20 protein-coding genes are annotated in these 15,728 nt (G+C 34.5%); 11 read left to right on the top strand and 9 right to left on the bottom strand.

Annotation, left to right across the window (positions count from 1 at the left end):
- Positions 1–60: 60 nt before the first annotated feature.
- The 3 genes from lepB to AC5SR4_RS11340 are packed head-to-tail and all read left to right on the top strand — an operon-like array spanning position 61 to position 2,596.
- Positions 61–1,632 carry a signal peptidase I gene (lepB, locus tag AC5SR4_RS11350; RefSeq protein WP_495356361.1) on the top strand — a complete coding sequence of 524 codons (1,572 nt, stop codon included), beginning with the start codon at positions 61–63 and terminating at the stop codon, positions 1,630–1,632.
- Between the two features lie 32 nt (positions 1,633–1,664).
- Positions 1,665–2,288 carry a WbqC family protein gene (locus tag AC5SR4_RS11345; protein WP_495356360.1) on the top strand — a complete coding sequence of 208 codons (624 nt, stop codon included), beginning with the start codon at positions 1,665–1,667 and terminating at the stop codon, positions 2,286–2,288.
- On the top strand, positions 2,288–2,596 hold the full coding sequence (locus tag AC5SR4_RS11340) for a DUF6122 family protein (protein WP_495356359.1): 309 nt from the start codon (positions 2,288–2,290) through the stop codon (positions 2,594–2,596). Before AC5SR4_RS11345 ends, AC5SR4_RS11340 begins: the two co-directional genes overlap by 1 nt.
- Before the next feature lies 1 nt (position 2,597).
- Here the strand turns inward: AC5SR4_RS11340 and AC5SR4_RS11335 are convergent, their stop codons facing one another.
- The 8 genes from AC5SR4_RS11335 to AC5SR4_RS11300 all read right to left on the bottom strand — a co-directional run bounded on the left by AC5SR4_RS11335 (position 2,598) and on the right by AC5SR4_RS11300 (position 9,059).
- Positions 2,598–3,623 carry an endonuclease/exonuclease/phosphatase family protein gene (locus AC5SR4_RS11335; protein ID WP_495356358.1) on the bottom strand — a complete coding sequence of 342 codons (1,026 nt, stop codon included), beginning with the start codon at positions 3,621–3,623 and terminating at the stop codon, positions 2,598–2,600.
- Between the two features lie 27 nt (positions 3,624–3,650).
- A complete protein-coding gene (locus tag AC5SR4_RS11330; protein WP_495356357.1) occupies positions 3,651–4,484 on the bottom strand; it encodes a rhomboid family intramembrane serine protease in 834 nt (277 codons plus the stop codon).
- 32 nt (positions 4,485–4,516) lie between these two features.
- The gene (locus AC5SR4_RS11325; RefSeq protein ID WP_495356356.1) at positions 4,517–5,263 is read right to left on the bottom strand and encodes a rhomboid family intramembrane serine protease; all 747 of its coding nucleotides are present in this window, start codon (positions 5,261–5,263) and stop codon (positions 4,517–4,519) included.
- 3 nt (positions 5,264–5,266) lie between these two features.
- Positions 5,267–7,126, bottom strand: a complete 1,860-nt coding sequence (gene mutL, locus AC5SR4_RS11320; RefSeq protein ID WP_495356355.1) for a DNA mismatch repair endonuclease MutL — start codon at positions 7,124–7,126, stop codon at positions 5,267–5,269.
- A gap of 3 nt (positions 7,127–7,129) precedes the next feature.
- Positions 7,130–7,417 carry a riboflavin synthase subunit beta gene (locus tag AC5SR4_RS11315; RefSeq protein ID WP_495356354.1) on the bottom strand — a complete coding sequence of 96 codons (288 nt, stop codon included), beginning with the start codon at positions 7,415–7,417 and terminating at the stop codon, positions 7,130–7,132.
- A gap of 12 nt (positions 7,418–7,429) precedes the next feature.
- Positions 7,430–7,690, bottom strand: coding sequence for a hypothetical protein (locus AC5SR4_RS11310; protein WP_495356353.1), 261 nt, complete (start codon positions 7,688–7,690; stop codon positions 7,430–7,432).
- A 111-nt stretch (positions 7,691–7,801) separates the two neighbouring features.
- On the bottom strand, positions 7,802–8,287 hold the full coding sequence (ribH, locus tag AC5SR4_RS11305) for a 6,7-dimethyl-8-ribityllumazine synthase (protein ID WP_495356352.1): 486 nt from the start codon (positions 8,285–8,287) through the stop codon (positions 7,802–7,804).
- Between the two features lies 1 nt (position 8,288).
- Entirely contained in the window at positions 8,289–9,059 is a 771-nt protein-coding gene (locus AC5SR4_RS11300) for a tetratricopeptide repeat protein (protein WP_495356351.1), read from the bottom strand.
- Positions 9,060–9,200: 141 nt separating this feature from the next.
- On the opposite strand from AC5SR4_RS11300, the gene recF reads away from it, so the two are divergent.
- The 4 genes from recF to AC5SR4_RS11280 all read left to right on the top strand — a co-directional run bounded on the left by recF (position 9,201) and on the right by AC5SR4_RS11280 (position 11,330).
- Positions 9,201–10,280: a DNA replication/repair protein RecF gene (recF, locus tag AC5SR4_RS11295; protein WP_495356350.1), complete on the top strand. Its 1,080-nt coding sequence runs from the start codon at positions 9,201–9,203 to the stop codon at positions 10,278–10,280.
- Positions 10,281–10,355: 75 nt separating this feature from the next.
- Entirely contained in the window at positions 10,356–10,652 is a 297-nt protein-coding gene (locus AC5SR4_RS11290) for a DciA family protein (RefSeq protein WP_495359180.1), read from the top strand.
- A 97-nt stretch (positions 10,653–10,749) separates the two neighbouring features.
- Complete coding sequence (locus tag AC5SR4_RS11285; RefSeq protein WP_042242688.1) at positions 10,750–10,941, top strand: cold-shock protein; 192 nt, start codon at positions 10,750–10,752, stop codon at positions 10,939–10,941.
- Between the two features lie 197 nt (positions 10,942–11,138).
- Positions 11,139–11,330, top strand: a complete 192-nt coding sequence (locus AC5SR4_RS11280; RefSeq protein ID WP_495356349.1) for a cold-shock protein — start codon at positions 11,139–11,141, stop codon at positions 11,328–11,330.
- Between the two features lie 105 nt (positions 11,331–11,435).
- Here AC5SR4_RS11280 and AC5SR4_RS11275 read toward each other — a convergent pair whose 3' ends face one another.
- Entirely contained in the window at positions 11,436–11,855 is a 420-nt protein-coding gene (locus AC5SR4_RS11275) for a nucleoside-diphosphate kinase (RefSeq protein WP_495356348.1), read from the bottom strand.
- A 180-nt stretch (positions 11,856–12,035) separates the two neighbouring features.
- Here AC5SR4_RS11275 and AC5SR4_RS11270 point away from each other — a divergent pair, with 180 nt between their 5' ends.
- From AC5SR4_RS11270 to lgt, 4 genes are all read left to right on the top strand, one after another.
- Positions 12,036–13,055, top strand: coding sequence for a DHH family phosphoesterase (locus AC5SR4_RS11270; protein ID WP_495356347.1), 1,020 nt, complete (start codon positions 12,036–12,038; stop codon positions 13,053–13,055).
- A complete protein-coding gene (gene gldI, locus AC5SR4_RS11265) occupies positions 13,048–13,593 on the top strand; it encodes a gliding motility-associated peptidyl-prolyl isomerase GldI (RefSeq protein WP_495359179.1) in 546 nt (181 codons plus the stop codon). The genes AC5SR4_RS11270 and gldI overlap by 8 nt, the downstream gene beginning before the upstream one ends.
- Positions 13,594–13,617: 24 nt before the next feature.
- Positions 13,618–14,730: a peptidylprolyl isomerase gene (locus AC5SR4_RS11260; protein ID WP_495356346.1), complete on the top strand. Its 1,113-nt coding sequence runs from the start codon at positions 13,618–13,620 to the stop codon at positions 14,728–14,730.
- Between the two features lie 67 nt (positions 14,731–14,797).
- Positions 14,798–15,727, top strand: coding sequence for a prolipoprotein diacylglyceryl transferase (lgt, locus tag AC5SR4_RS11255; protein WP_495356345.1), 930 nt, complete (start codon positions 14,798–14,800; stop codon positions 15,725–15,727).
- Position 15,728: the final 1 nt, after the last annotated feature.

The following is a 15,728-nucleotide window of genomic DNA, read 5'->3' as shown; positions in this document are numbered from 1 at the left end:
AAGAATCTGTAACAAGCTGCTAAATTTAGCATCAAACTAAAAATTTAAAACGTTTCGGTTATGACACTCATGCAATGGTTTATATTTATTTTAATAATTCAAATAATTCATGGTTTAGGTACCTGGAAACTATACATTAAAGCAGGTAGACAGGCATGGGAAGCCTTTGTGCCTATTTACAATGGTATTGTACTAATGAAGATTATAAACCGCCCCTGGTGGTGGGTTATCTTATTGTTTTTGCCCATAGTAAACCTTATTATGCTTATTGTCGTTTGGGTTGAAACCGCCAGAAGCTTTGGTAAAAACACCAAAACTGACACATTCTTAGCCGTTATAACACTAGGGTTTTATAATTATTACTTAAACTATGCTACCAATGTAAAATATGTAAAAGACAGAAACCTTAATCCTAAATCAAGTTCTGGCGAATGGACCAGTTCTATTTTATTTGCTATTGTAGCAGCCACCATAGTTCACACCTATTTTATTCAACCATTTACAATTCCTTCATCATCTCTGGAGAAATCTTTATTAGTTGGTGACTTTCTTTTTGTTAGTAAGTTTCACTACGGAGCACGTGTGCCTATGACCACAGTAGCAGCGCCAATGGTACATGACACCATACCAGTTTTAAAAACAAAATCATATTTATTTGATGACCATAAGGGTAGTAACTCTTGGAAAAATAAATTGCAACTCCCCTATTTAAGAATTCCGGGGTTTGAATCTATAGAACGAAATGATATTGTGGTATTCAATCAACCAGCAGATACGCTATTGAATATGAATGATTTTCATCCAGACAGAAACTACTACAAACCCATAGACAAAAAAACTAATTTAGTAAAACGCTGTGTAGCTATTCCAGGTGATTCATTAGAAATTAGAAATGGCTATGTTTACATTAACGGAAAACAAAACGTATTGCCAGATAGGGCACATTTGCAATTCAGTTACTATGTACAGCCCAAAGCAAATCAGTTCAATCCACAGTATTTAAAAGAACGCTATGATATAACAGATGGATTTGGTATTATAAACCAACAAAACACCTATTATTTCTCTGCTATTTCGGATGAAGCCCTAGCAAAATTTAAAAACCACCCCAATGTAGTTAGTGCAACACGTAATATACAAGAAAAGGGAGTTAGAGACCCCAATATTTTCCCCCACAATCCAAATTATAACTGGAACATAGATTTTTTTGGTCCCCTGTACATTCCAGAAGCAGAAAAAACCATAGATATCAATTTAGAAGTCTTACCACTTTACAAACGTATTATAACCGAATATGAAGGCAACACTCTACAGGTAAAAGGCAATCAAATTTTAATAAATGGCAAAGTAACAAGCACATACACATTTAAACAAGATTACTATTGGATGATGGGTGACAACCGTCACAACTCGGTAGATGCCAGAGCTTGGGGCTTTGTGCCTTTTGATCATGTGGTTGGTAAACCCGTCTTTATTTGGATGAGCTGGGATGGCAAGAGTCCACGTTGGGAACGTTTCTTTACGACAGTAGGTGGTAGTGGGCAACCTACATCATACTTAATTCCATTCCTTGTTTTATTATTAGGTTGGATTGGTTATAGCAAATACCGTCATCGTAAAAAAAATAGCTAAGTAACATTGTTAAACTATTTAGCCTGTTGCAAATGACTGTTTTAATGCATCCAACATATTTTCCTAACATAGCACACTTTGCTGCCATGGTACAAGCTGAAAATGTTGTTTTTGAAACTGAGGATAATTTTTTAAAGCAGACCTATAGGAATAGAGCATATATATATGGAGCCAATGGAAAACTTGCTTTAAATATTCCTGTGGTTCATTCACAGAAAAATAGGCAAAAATACAGAGACGTTAAAGTCTTTAATGAAACAAAGTGGCAAGCACTCCATTGGAAATCGTTGCTTTCAGCATATAGAACATCTCCCTTTTTTGAATATTATGAAGATGACCTTTCCCCTTTATTCAATATAAAAGTAGATTATATTTTAGATTACAATTTAAAGTGCTTAGAAGTTATTTGCAATTGTTTGCAATACAACTTAAAAATATCAAAAACCACACACTACCAAAAAACAGTTGAAATCATGGCCGATTATAGACCCCTGGTACATGCTAAAAAAGAACAACCACAGGTATTTGATAGTTATACCCAAGTATTTAATGACAAGCATGGCTTTATCCCCAACTTAAGTATACTGGATTTGTTATTTAATGAAGGCCCTAATGCAATAAATTACCTAGAAAATCAAACCGTAACAATTCAATAATGTTCCAAACAGTAGCCCATTATGGTTGTCATGTTTTTATCCCTCTGGTAATTGCTCTTGTTTTTTACAAAGTACATTGGAAGATAGCATTCCTAATCATGCTGTCCGGTATGTGGATTGACCTAGATCATCTTTTAGCCACTCCAGTTTTTAACCCCAATAGGTGCAGTATCAATTTTCACCCCCTGCATTCCTATTATGCCATCGTACTTTATATTTTGCTTTTAATCCCCAAAAAAATACGATTAATAGCCTTAGGGTTGGTAATACATATCATTGCAGATACTGTAGATTGCGCACTAATGTAATTTATTCATCTAATGCTATCGTTGCCATTATAGGATAGTGGTCAGAAAAATGCTTATTGTAAGCCTTAAAGCCATTTACCGAAAATGCTTGATCTGAGAAAATAAAATCAATGCGAACTGGAAAAAATTTGAAATCGTAAGTCCGCCCAAAACCATTACCCGCTTTTTTAAAGGTGTCATTCAAATCGCCCTTAATTTTTCTATAAACATAAGAAAAGGCCGTATTATTAAAATCGCCACAAATAATCATTTTATACTTACACGTTTGTTTGTGTTTTAAAAACAATTCCGTTTGCAGTTGTTGCATTTTAAATGTAGACCCCACCCTATTAAAAAGCCGCTCAGAATCTTCATGTCTTAAACTTTCTATTTTAGTATCAATACGAAGTGATTCTAAATGAACATTGTAAACCCTTACGGTATCATTGCCCTTTACAACATCAACAAAAACAGCATTATTAGGAGTATTTGGAAATTCTACAGATCCCGAATTAATGATTGGGAACTTCGAAAAAATAGCTTGTCCATGCCTTACTTTATTACCCGAAATGTTTTCAAACTTATATTTAAATGCAGTTAAATCAACTTCTGGAGTGGGGTGGTATTCTTGAATACTTAAAATATCAGGATCTTCATTCTTAATAAAATCCACGATTTTAGTTTCAATATGGTCTTCAGGAATCCACTCATAAAGATTAAACAACCTAACATTATAATTCATAACCTTTATGTTATTCGGGCTTTCTACTTTTTTAGAAGACGAAAATCTATAGATAGACCCAAATAGAACATAGCCTATAAAAAGAGCGAACAATGAGAGTATCATATACTTTTTTAGCCTGATAAGCCAGTATAAAAAAAACAAGACATTGCTTAAAACCAAAAACGGCACACCCAAATTAAGTACCGATAGTACTAAAAATGTTTTAGGAGGAAAAAAAGGCAATGCATACGAAAACAAAAGCACAACCACGACCAATACATTAAGAACATAGATAACTTTGTTTATAGTGCTTAAATTTTTCATGAGTTTCATCTATCAATCAGCGTGTTCTTACTTCCCTGCTCTAAATAAATAATCTTTTTCTTCAGCCGTTAAGCTATCATAGCCACTTTTACTAATCTTATCCAAAATAATATCAATTTTCTTTTGGTCATTAAACTCACTAAAATCAGCTTTAGTATACCCCCCTACTTTACCCTTGTTTTTATGAACCGTCTTTAAAGGCGTTCTTTTAAAAGATTTAAACATGTTCGTTACAGCATCAACAATCATTTCAAAACCTCTACCAATATCCTGCCCCTTTAGTAATTGCTTGGCATAAAAATACCCTAGTATAGCACCTCCCAAATGCGCCAAATTACCACCAGCATTACCTGCAGGATTATTTATTCCTGCAAAAACACCCAGTACATCAAAAATAACTATTGCCAAACCAATATACCAAAGCCTTATATTAAACGTAAAAAAACGCACATCCTTATTGGGTAAATAGGCACATATAAAAATTAATAATGCACGAACAGCTGCCGAGGCCCCCACTAACGTTGAATTAGCATTAAAAACACTTGGAAACAATGAATAGCACAGCATAAATAACATGCCCCCACTCATAGCGCCTAGAAAATAAATATTCAATGCCATTTTAGGACTGAACAAGTTCAGGAACATTTGGGCTATAATATAAAGCCAAAGCATATTAAAAAGAATGTGCAAAAAGTCGTAATGCAAAAAAGCATAGGTAATGATGGCCCACGGTTTAGAAATAAGTTCAGAAAATCCACTGGGCAACTCCAACCAATGCATGTAAGGTTTCAACAAGAAACTAAAAACATAAATAATAACATTTACAATTATTATTTTTTCTAAAGCGTTAAGGTGCTTCAATTTATTCCTTATGTCATCCCACAAACTACCCATCAATACCACCTGTTTTGGTTAAACTGATTTCTTTTCCAATACCACATAATAATAAAACCAACCAAAGCCCCACCAACATGTGCCATATACGCGGTGTTACTTGGACTAAAAAAGGATTGTCCTGTTATCCCAGATATTAAATCTAAAATAATTATACCAGGAATAAAGTACTTAGCCTTAATAGGAATAGGCAAAAACAGCATCATTAATTCTGCATTGGGATTCATCATACCAAAGGCCACTAAAATGCCCATAATACAACCCGAAGCTCCAACCATAGTGGCATTAAACACTGGAAAAATATTTTGTAATTGCAATAATTGTGTATTGGATATACCATCAAAAACCTTGTTTGCTGAAAGCATTTGGGTAATTTGATCAGACGATAACCCAGAGGCAATCAAATCATTAAAATTAGGAATGAATTCATAATAATAATAACCAAATTGTAACGCCACGGCTCCTAATCCAGCAGAAAAATAAATAAACAAAAAGCGATTTCTTCCTAAAACCTGCTCAACGGGAGTACCAAACATCCATAGGGCAAACATATTAAAAAAGATATGGGCAATACCACCATGCATAAACATATGGGTAATAATTTGCCACGGTTGAAAATCATTGTTTTTTGGAAAATACAATGCAAACCAGTCATAAAAAATACCGTTACCTATGGTTACAGTACCTATAAACATGAGCACGTTTATAATTATTATATGTTTTACAGTATCAGAAATCCTTAACATAATCTATATAAATTTTTTATCCAATTCATCAACACTCATAGTAACGAACGTCGTTTTATTTGTTGGTGATATATTGGGTTCTTTACAGGCAAATAATTTATTTACCAAATGGTCCTGTTCATCTTTTAACAGGGCCTGTCCTGTTTTAATGGCTAAACTTTTCGCCATAGATTTAGCCAGTAAATCGGTAGCACTAAAATTACTATCGGGCACTTCATTTTCAACATCACTAATAAGCTGTTCTAAAATAATAGACACTTCACTTTCAGGAATATTAATAGGTACTCCGGTAATCTCAATAGCATCTTTAAGAACATTTGAAAACACAAAACCAGTATGTTCCAAATCATCTTTTAACTGCTTGATAATTTCAATTTCCTGAGTGGAAAAATGCAATTGAAGTGGAAACAATAATTGTTGACTAACACCTTCTTTTACAGTCATATTTTGAAGATAATCCTCATACAAAATACGTTGGTGCGCTTGGTGTTGGTCAATAATCAACATGCCCGATTTTATAGTACTAACAATGTATTTGTTATGAAGCTGATAGGTGGTTTGAGCCTGCGTCACCTTATGGGTATCGTTAAAGGCCGATAGGGTTGTTTCTTCACTTTCAAAATGCAACTCACTAAAATCTTCTTGTTGGGTCTTGGTGCTCTTAGACTCCAAGCCAACGTACAAGCTTTCCCAATCGGTTGCAGCTTCTTTTTTATATCCACTGGATTTATTGGACTTAGGCTTAGATGTCTCATCAATAAACGGATTAAAACTTCTATCTACCTCTATGGTTGGCGAATTGGTTTCCTTTTTATTTAAACTATAAGGTGTATCTAAGCTCGCATCTCGGTCAAAATCCAAAACAGGTGCTATATTAAACTGACCAAGACTGTGCTTAACCGCCGATCGTAATAGTGCATATAATGTATGCTCGTCATCAAACTTAATCTCTGTTTTAGTAGGATGGATGTTAATATCAATCGTTTGTGGGTTTACAGTTAGGTTTAAAAAATAACTAGGGTGGGTCCCATTTTTCAATAACCCATCAAAAGCAGACACAATGGCATGATTTAAATAAGCACTTTTAATAAAACGATTGTTTACAAAAAAGTATTGTTCGCCCCTTGTTTTTTTGGCAAACTCAGGTTTTCCAACAAAACCAGAAATGGTAAGCACTTCGGTATCTTCTTCAACGGGTACTAATTTCTCATTAGTTTTGTTTCCAAAAATATTAACAATGCGTTGCCTGTAATTACTAACAGGCAAGTTAAATATTTCACTACCATTGTTATACATAGCAAAACATATATTGGGATGTGCCAATGCCACACGGTGGAATTCATCAATAACATGGCGTAATTCCACGGCATTCGATTTTAAAAAATTACGGCGCGCAGGAATATTAAAAAATAAGTTCTTTACAGAAACGGATGTCCCGTTTGGGGTTACCACAACCTCTTGGGAGGTTACCGCACTGCCTTCAATAACAATAGCATGACCAACATCGTCATGTGCTTGCTTGGTTTTTAGTTCTACATGGGCAATGGCCGCAATACTGGCTAAAGCCTCTCCACGAAACCCTTTGGTATGCAACTTAAATAAATCATCAGCATGACGTATTTTAGAGGTCGCGTGTCTTTCAAAGCTCAATCGTGCATCGGTGGCACTCATACCTTTACCATTGTCTATTACCTGCACAAGTGTTTTTCCAGCATCCTTAATAACAAGCTTTATAGTAGTTGCATCTGCATCAATGGCGTTTTCCAGCAACTCCTTTACTACCGACGCAGGACGTTGTACTACCTCGCCTGCCGCTATTTGGTTTGCAACATGATCGGGTAAAAGCTGTATAATGTCTGCCATATATTATTTAAAGAATATAGATAAGTCAAAATCGATGATGAAAAGAAATAGTAAAACAAGAATCAAGACAATAATTAAAGTTCGTCTGTTTGCTGCTTTATCTCTATTGTTTTTAAAATCATCTAAAGCATTGTTAAATTTTGTTTTTAATCCCGTATTACTTCCTACAGTTTTCCTATAATCATCAAACTTATGTTTAATTTCAAATGGGCTGCCTTCATCCCCTTTATTATCATAATAACGTGGCTTATAGCTAAATTTTTTATTTTTCCGCAATTTTAAAATCCCCATAGTATCCAAGCTTTAAGTTAATTTGAATTTAGAATCCAATAGGTACATGCAAATCAATAACAATACCAAAATTATTAATAAGGTTCGCAAAGATATGATGCCTCTAGTTTTACGGTTTTTATTCCTTTCAGCCTGCCATTTAGAAATAAAATTATGTGTTTCTGAAGATTCATCAGGCATTTCTTCATGATCTTCTTTAGAAAATCTAGAGCGGTAATTAAAGGTTTTATTTTTGCGCTGATTAAACAAATCTAACAATTTCTTATACCTCAAAAATACTTAAAAATAGGCAAAGGCGGGGCTTTGAAATGCCAAAAATTGTTAACAAAACCCTTAATACAAATACTAAATTCTGGGAAGTAGAGCTTAAAAAAATAAAGTGTACTAGCTATTTTCTCTAAGTGCTGCCATTTTTATGGCAGCTATAGCAGCTTCTGTGCCTTTGTTGCCATGTTTTCCGCCCGAACGTGCTTTGGCTTGCTGCATGGTGTCATCAGTTAGTACACAAAAAATTACGGGCGTTTCGTGTAACACATTTAAGTCTTTTATACCTTGGGTTACGCCCTCGCAAACAAAATCAAAATGCTTGGTTTCTCCCTTAATAACACTACCAATGGCAATAACGGCATTTACCATTTGTTCTTGCATTTTTTTGCTTCCATAAATAAGCTCAAAACTTCCAGGAACATTCCATCGTACAATATTTTTGGGCAATACCCCATTTTCTATAAGCGTATCATACGCCCCTTGGAACAAGCCTTCGGTAATAGTGTCATTCCATTCAGAAACAACAATCCCAAACCGAAATTTACTCGCGTTTGGGATTGTTGCTTTATCATAAACCGATAAGTTTTTATTTGCCGTAGCCATATTATTTATTTGCCAATACTTGAGCTTTTCCTATAAACACATCTATAGTACTTGCCTCTGTAGAATTAGGATAGTTTTCCTTAATGCTGTTAAAATACTTAAGGGCTTTATCTGCATTCCCCAAATCTAACGCAATAGCGCCTGCTTTATATAAATACATAGGTGTTGTATAAGCATTGTCACGCATCTCAGCAGCTTCCTCATAATAACTTAAAGCATCTTCTGGCTGATTTAATTGAACAAATGCATCTCCAATATTTCCTTTGGCCAAAGGCGCCAATATCTCATCATCACTTTCAAAATCACTTAAATACTTTACAGCATTTTTATAGTCCTTTAAATTTAAGTATGCTGTACCTGCATAATAATTTGCTAAATTGGCAGAAGGTGTACCACTGTATTCAGAGATAATGTCCAACATACCATATTTACCCTCACCACCGTGCAATGCTAAATTAAACAAGGAATCTTTTTCAACACCATTAACCGCCTGGTTAAAATACTTTTGGGCCTGGAACATATCGTTCATAGCATTTACTTGCTTAGGCTTGGCTATAAATTCATTGTAACCCAAATATCCTAAAACTACCACAACAATCGCAGTAATTAAAATTATAATATATTTTTGGTTCTTTTCAACAAAAGCCTCTGTTTTAGATGCCGTTTCATCCAATGTATTAAAAACTTCAGCAGTTGTTGATCCCGTTTCTAAATCTTGCTCCTTCTCTACTTTGGTTTTTGGTTTATAACCTCTTTTATTATAAGTTGCCATGTATTTTGTCTAAAAATTAATGCGCCGCAAAAATATAATTTTTCTTCATAACTAAAGGGTTATTTATTTGATATTTTTCAATAATTTGCACTTCCTTACAAGGGATTGTACCCTCTTAATACACATTAAGTTACTTTTTTTATGATTTTAAAATCACTTTCATTACTAAATTACAAAAATTTCGAAAGCAGGGACTTTAGGTTCAACAAAAAAATAAACTGCATTGTTGGCAACAACGGTATTGGAAAAACAAATGTACTGGACGCCATTTACCACCTGTCGTTTGGCAAAAGCTACTTTAACCCCATTGCAAGCCAAAACATTAAACACGACACCGATTTTTTTGTTATTAACGGTAATTATGTTAAGGATGACAAAGATGAAAAAGTTATTGTTAGTTTAAAAAGAGGGCAAAAAAAAGTAATTAAGCGCAACGGTAAAGCTTATGATAAATTTAGCGAGCACATTGGTTTTTTACCTTTAGTGATTATTTCGCCAGCCGATAGAGACCTCATCATAGAAGGTAGTGATACCCGTAGAAAGTTTATAGATAGTGTTATTTCGCAAAGCGATAAAACCTATTTAAACCACCTTATCAATTACAACAAAGTTTTGGCACAGCGCAATGCCTTACTGAAATATTTTGCCCTAAACCATACCTTCAATAAAGACACCTTAGAAGTGTACAATAAGCAGTTAGATGATTTTGGGGTTTTGATTTTTGAAAAGCGCGAAGCCTTTTTAAAAACATTTATCCCCATTTTTAAGCAGCGTTATCAAGCCATAAGCAATGGTAAAGAAATTGTAGACCTAATTTATAATAGCGATTTATTTGAAGGCGGTTTAAACACCCTCTTGCAAAAAAACATCAATAGAGATAAGGCACTGCAATACACCAGCGTAGGCATACACAAAGACGATCTATTATTTAATATTGAAAACCATCCCATTAAAAAATTTGGTAGTCAAGGGCAACAAAAATCCTTTTTAATAGCATTAAAACTAGCACAGTTCGATTTTATAAAAGCCCAAAGCGGCGTAAACCCTATTTTATTACTGGATGATATTTTTGATAAACTGGATGAAAACCGCGTAGCTCAAATCATAAAATTGGTCGACGATGAGAATTTCGGACAACTATTTATAAGTGATACCCATGCAGACCGTACCGAAAATGCCGTAAAACAAGCCCATCAATCTTATGAAATATTTAGGTTATAGCGGCAATATGTTAAAAAGTTATCAAGCATAGGCACTTAAAATACCCTACCTTTGTTATAATGAATGAAAGCCCCCATGGCAAAACGCAATAACGAACATATTAGTATAGCAGATGCGCTCAAGGAATTTGTAGAAACCAATAATTTAGAAAAAGGTTTAAACAAGGTTAATGTTGCCGATGCTTGGAAAAGTCTTATGGGCAACGGTGTTAATAATTATACAACTTCGGTAAATTTAGAGCGCGACACCCTTTATGTGCAGTTAAGTTCTAGTGTATTGCGGGAAGAGTTAAGCTATGGAAAACAAAAAATAATTAACATGCTTAACGAATCTTTAGGTAAAGAAATTATTAAAAAACTGGTTTTAAGATAATTACAAAATAAAATTTAAAAAATAAAAACCAATAAAAAGCAACAAGCTATTATTATTTATATTACATTTGTTGCTTAAATTTTTATAAATAAATACAATGAGTAAAGGTACCGTAAAATTCTTCAACGATTCTAAAGGTTTTGGATTCATAGTTGAAGATGACAACAACAAAGAACATTTCGTACACATTTCAGGACTAATCGATGAAATTCGTGAAGGTGATGCCGTGGAATTCGATCTACAAGAAGGTAGAAAAGGATTAAACGCCGTAAACGTAAAAGTAATCTAATACATATACTTTAACAATTACAAAAAAAGAAGATCGTCTAGTTTTAGACGGTCTTTTTTTCTTAGCACTAAAACCACTTGCCCTTATAATTATTTCAAACTATTTAAAAAATTCTAAAAAATATTTCAATAAATACTCGTTTTTTAAAAATATTTTACATTACATTTATAGTATTAATAATTAATAATTTAAGTAAAATGAGTACAGGAACAGTAAAATTCTTCAACGATGCCAAAGGCTTTGGTTTTATTATTGAAGAAGGTTCACAAAAGGAACATTTTGTTCACATTTCAGGATTAATTGACGAAATTCGTGAAGGCGACACCGTTGAATTTGAACTGAAAGAAGGTAAAAAAGGATTAAACGCAGTAAATGTAAAAGTAATTTAATATATACTATTTAATTTTTTTAAAACACAAAACCCCTGCTATTGGCAGGGGTTTATTTTTTCATTCAAAACAGTTCTTTGTCATTCAGGAAGCGAAGAATCTCTCTTAAAACATATCTCTACCAGCAAAATGAAATGCGCCTTCAATAGCAGCATTGTCATCACTATCACTACCATGTACTGCATTTTCGCCAATGGAAATTGCATACAGCTTTCTAATGGTGCCTTCGGCAGCATCAGCAGGATTGGTCGCACCAATTAAGGTTCTAAAATCTTCAACCGCATTTTCTTTCTCTAAAATAGCAGCTACAATGGGGCCACGGGTCATATATTCAACCAACTCACCAAAAAATGGTCGCTCATTATGTATTGCATAAAAAGTTTCAGCATCTGTTTTGGTCATTTGGGTTAATTTCATTGCTACAATTCTAAACCCTGAAGCTGAAATTTTTTCTAGTATTGCGCCAATGTGCCCATTCTCTACAGCATCTGGCTTTATCATTGTAAAAGTTCTATTTGTTGCCATTCTATATTTTTTAAATATGTATCGTTTAAATGATTTGCAAACTTGCTTTCTTAAAAAACCAATACCATATGGTTGGAAAAACAGATTAACAAACCTCCTTATAATTGCGCTGCAAAAGTAAGGTATTTATCATTAAAAACAAGCCCTTCTAATTTTAAAAAAATTGTATATTCGTCTTCTATGAACAAACATGATACGAATAGCATAAAACAGCTGTTATCAACTAAAAAAAAGATAGTTATAGTGCCCCATAAAAATCCCGATGGTGATGCCATAGGCTCCACACTAGGGTTATACCTTTATCTTTTAAAGTTAAACCATGATGTACAGGTAATATCCCCCAACGATTATCCTGTTTTTTTAAAGTGGATTCCAGGTGAAAAAAACATATTAAAATACGACGCGCAAACCGAAACCTGCCAAGCACTTATACAGGCTGCCGAAATTATTTTTACATTAGATTTTAATGCCTTGCACAGAACGGGAAATATGGAAGCTATACTAACGGAGAGCAAGGCCGTTAAGATTATGATAGACCACCACCAAGAGCCCAATGGCTATGCCGATTATACATATAGTGATGTAACAAAGAGTTCTACCTGTGAAATGGTATACCACTTTATAAACATGCTTGGCGACAACCAATTGATAGATGACGATATAGCAACATGCCTATATACTGGTATTATGACTGATACGGGGTCCTTTAGATTCCCTTCCACTACCAGCAATACCCATAAAATTATAGCCGCCCTGATAGAAAAAGGCGCCAATAATGCACAAATACACAATAATATTTATGATACAAACAGCTACCAAAGCTTACAGTTGTTGGGCTGTGCATTAACCAATTTAAAAGTTATCCCAGAATATAGAACGGCCTACATAACACTTACCCAGGAAGAGTTAAACAAATACGATTATAAAAAAGGCGATACCGAAGGCGTGGTGAATTATGGGCTATCTATAGAAAATATTATACTAGCAGCTATTTTTATAGAAGACAAACAGGAGGGGATTATTAAAATATCATTGCGCTCTAAAGGTGCCTTCTCTGTTAACGAGCTATCGCGAAACTATTTTGATGGCGGGGGCCATATAAATGCTGCAGGCGGTAAAAGTCATTTATCTTTAAAAGACACTGTTGAAAAATTTATTAGTATATTGCCTAGCTATAAAAAAGCCCTAAATGATGAATAGATTACTCATATTAACCCTTTTACTTCTTGCTTTAGGGTGTAAATCTCCCGAAGCACGCAGGCCTGTATCTGTAAAAACCGGCTCGTTTATAGATGCCTCTGTAGAGCGCAATAAAAAGCTAAATGCTAAAGAACAGGCACTTATAGATAAGTACATGGCCCAACAAAAAGATAATGAATACATTGCCTCCGAAAGTGGTTTTTGGTACTATTATAACATAAAAACAGATATAGACACCTTAAAGACCCCTAATTTTGGTGATATTGTTACCTACAACTACGATGTAAAAACCTTTAGCGGTAAATTAATATACTCGATAGAAGATATTAAAACACAAACCTATACCATAGACAAAGAAGAATTGTTTACAGGGCTGCGTGAAGGTTTAAAACTTATGAAAACAGGTGAAACTGTAACATTTTTGTTTCCTTCGCAAAAAGCTTATGGCTATTATGGTGATGAAAATAAAATAGGTAGCAATACGCCTTTAATTTGTAAAGTAACTTTAAATTCAATTAGTCAAGGTCAAATAGATTAAACCAATTTTGTGATGTGTTCACTAATGAATTCCTTTAAAATCTTTTTTGCGGTAGCTTTGTTGGCATTAACGTCTTGCAAAGCACAGTATCCAGACCTAGAAGATGGTTTGTATGCCGAATTTATTACCTCTAAAGGTGTTATGGTAGCCAAATTAGCCTACGATAAAACGCCTGTAACCGTAGCCAACTTTACATCGTTGGCCGAAGGCACCAACAAGATGGTAGATAGTATATACAGAGATAAAAAATTCTATAACGGCACCATTTTTCATCGGGTTATTGATAGTTTTATGATTCAAGGAGGCGATCCAACAGGTGTAGGTTCGGGAAACCCTGGTTATAAATTTATAGATGAATTTGTTCCTGGATTAAAGCATGACAAACCTGGTATTTTATCTATGGCAAACTCTGGCCCCAATACTAACGGAAGCCAATTTTTTATTGTAGAAGTCCCGTCGCCCCATCTAGATCAGCGCCATACTGTATTTGGTGAGTTGGTAATTGGTTTAGACGTATTGGACAGCATTTCAAATGTAAAAACCGATGGCAATGATAAACCTTTAAAAGATGTGGTTTTAGAGGAATTGAATATTATAAGAAAAGGTAAAGATGCCAATGCCTTTGAGGCGGCAGATACATTTAGCAAGCATTTTGCCGAGGTAGAAAGAAAAGAAAAAGAAAAAGTGGCTAAAGCTGAGGCCCTTAGAAAAGCCAATCTAGAAAAATTTAATGGCCAGGAAGCCCAAACCCTAACATTGCCCTCGGGCTTAAAATATACTGTAACAGCAAAAGGAACCGGTAAAAAGCTTACCGAAATTTCAAAAGTATTGGTTCACTATGCCGTGTATTATGACAACGGTACCTTTTTAGAAACCAGTAAATTGGAAATTGCCGAAGCCCAAGATGCGGTCAACGAGCGTAGAAAAGCAACCGACCAATACCAGCCCATTAAAGCAGATATTAGTCCGAATGCACGCATGATCTCAGGACTTAAAGAAGGTATAAAACAATTGCATGTAGGTGATAAAGCTACCCTATTTGTGCCCTACCATTTAGCTTATGGCGAAACAGGCAACAGAAATATACCTCCAAAAACCAACTTGATATTTGAAATTGAAATTATTGAATTATTGTAGATTAGACTCAAGAATAAGATATGAAAACAATCGACAACCAGCAACTAACCACTAACAACTAAAAACCATGCATCTATTAAAATTTGATTGGAACCCAATATCTGGCATTAACATCGTTGGCGACTTTAAATTGCATTTTTATAGCCTTATGTGGGTAATCGCATTTATTCTGGGCTGGTACATCATGAAACGCATTTTTACAAAAGAAAAAGTGTCTTTGGAGTATTTAGACCCCTTATTTATTTATACGGTTTTAGCAACCATGATTGGGGCGCGTTTGGGGCATGTACTATTTTACCAATCTGAATTGATCTCAGAAGATTTTTTTAGCATCTTTTTACCTTTTAGTTTTAAAGGCGGTATACAGTTTACAGGTTTTCAAGGACTGGCCAGTCATGGCGCAGCCATAGGCATCATTATAGGTATGTACTTGTACAGAAGAAAATATAAGTACAAATCATTGCTATGGATTTTAGACCGCGTGGTGATTTCGGTAGCCTCTGGAGCTGTTTTTATAAGAATAGGAAACTTTATCAATTCAGAAATAGTTGGTAAAGTAACCGATTCCTCGCTAGGGGTTCGGTTTATTCAAGATGAATATTATAAAAATCAAATTGTACAGCTAACGGGCATAAAAGATGTTCAAGAAGCCTACAACGCAGTAACTAATAATCCGCAGTTCCAAAACCTATTGGAAGCCGTACCTTATAGGCACCCTGCGCAATTATACGAATCATTCTGCTACATATTTGTGTTTTTAATACTTTGGTATTTCTATTCAAAAACAATAAAAAAAGACCAAACAGGTTTCTTATTTGGCTTGTTTTTAATTCTGTTATGGACCATTCGCTTCTTCATAGAATTTGTTAAAGAACCACAAGGTGAAGAATACATCAATTGGTTTGGCCTTAATACTGGGCAATGGCTTAGTATCCCGTTTATTTTAATCGGTCTGTATTTTATGTTTGTATATAAACCCAAATCGCCCGTTAAATAAC

It is taken from the genome of Aestuariibaculum scopimerae, from assembly GCF_059428085.1.
This window is presented reverse-complemented; position numbering and strand designations above follow the sequence as displayed.

Coding starts and splice junctions, on each gene's coding strand:
- gldI (WP_495359179.1), top strand. CDS start 13,048: ATGAATAGATTACTCATATTAACCCTTTTACTTCTTGCTTTAGGGTGT.
- AC5SR4_RS11300 (WP_495356351.1), bottom strand. CDS start 9,059: ATGGCAACTTATAATAAAAGAGGTTATAAACCAAAAACCAAAGTAGAG.
- AC5SR4_RS11260 (WP_495356346.1), top strand. CDS start 13,618: ATGAATTCCTTTAAAATCTTTTTTGCGGTAGCTTTGTTGGCATTAACG.
- AC5SR4_RS11280 (WP_495356349.1), top strand. CDS start 11,139: ATGAGTACAGGAACAGTAAAATTCTTCAACGATGCCAAAGGCTTTGGT.
- AC5SR4_RS11270 (WP_495356347.1), top strand. CDS start 12,036: ATGAACAAACATGATACGAATAGCATAAAACAGCTGTTATCAACTAAA.
- ribH (WP_495356352.1), bottom strand. CDS start 8,287: ATGGCTACGGCAAATAAAAACTTATCGGTTTATGATAAAGCAACAATC.
- AC5SR4_RS11340 (WP_495356359.1), top strand. CDS start 2,288: ATGTTCCAAACAGTAGCCCATTATGGTTGTCATGTTTTTATCCCTCTG.
- lepB (WP_495356361.1), top strand. CDS start 61: ATGACACTCATGCAATGGTTTATATTTATTTTAATAATTCAAATAATT.
- AC5SR4_RS11285 (WP_042242688.1), top strand. CDS start 10,750: ATGAGTAAAGGTACCGTAAAATTCTTCAACGATTCTAAAGGTTTTGGA.
- AC5SR4_RS11290 (WP_495359180.1), top strand. CDS start 10,356: ATGGCAAAACGCAATAACGAACATATTAGTATAGCAGATGCGCTCAAG.
- AC5SR4_RS11325 (WP_495356356.1), bottom strand. CDS start 5,263: ATGTTAAGGATTTCTGATACTGTAAAACATATAATAATTATAAACGTG.
- AC5SR4_RS11315 (WP_495356354.1), bottom strand. CDS start 7,417: ATGGGGATTTTAAAATTGCGGAAAAATAAAAAATTTAGCTATAAGCCA.
- recF (WP_495356350.1), top strand. CDS start 9,201: ATGATTTTAAAATCACTTTCATTACTAAATTACAAAAATTTCGAAAGC.
- AC5SR4_RS11275 (WP_495356348.1), bottom strand. CDS start 11,855: ATGGCAACAAATAGAACTTTTACAATGATAAAGCCAGATGCTGTAGAG.
- AC5SR4_RS11335 (WP_495356358.1), bottom strand. CDS start 3,623: ATGAAAAATTTAAGCACTATAAACAAAGTTATCTATGTTCTTAATGTA.
- AC5SR4_RS11345 (WP_495356360.1), top strand. CDS start 1,665: ATGACTGTTTTAATGCATCCAACATATTTTCCTAACATAGCACACTTT.
- lgt (WP_495356345.1), top strand. CDS start 14,798: ATGCATCTATTAAAATTTGATTGGAACCCAATATCTGGCATTAACATC.
- mutL (WP_495356355.1), bottom strand. CDS start 7,126: ATGGCAGACATTATACAGCTTTTACCCGATCATGTTGCAAACCAAATA.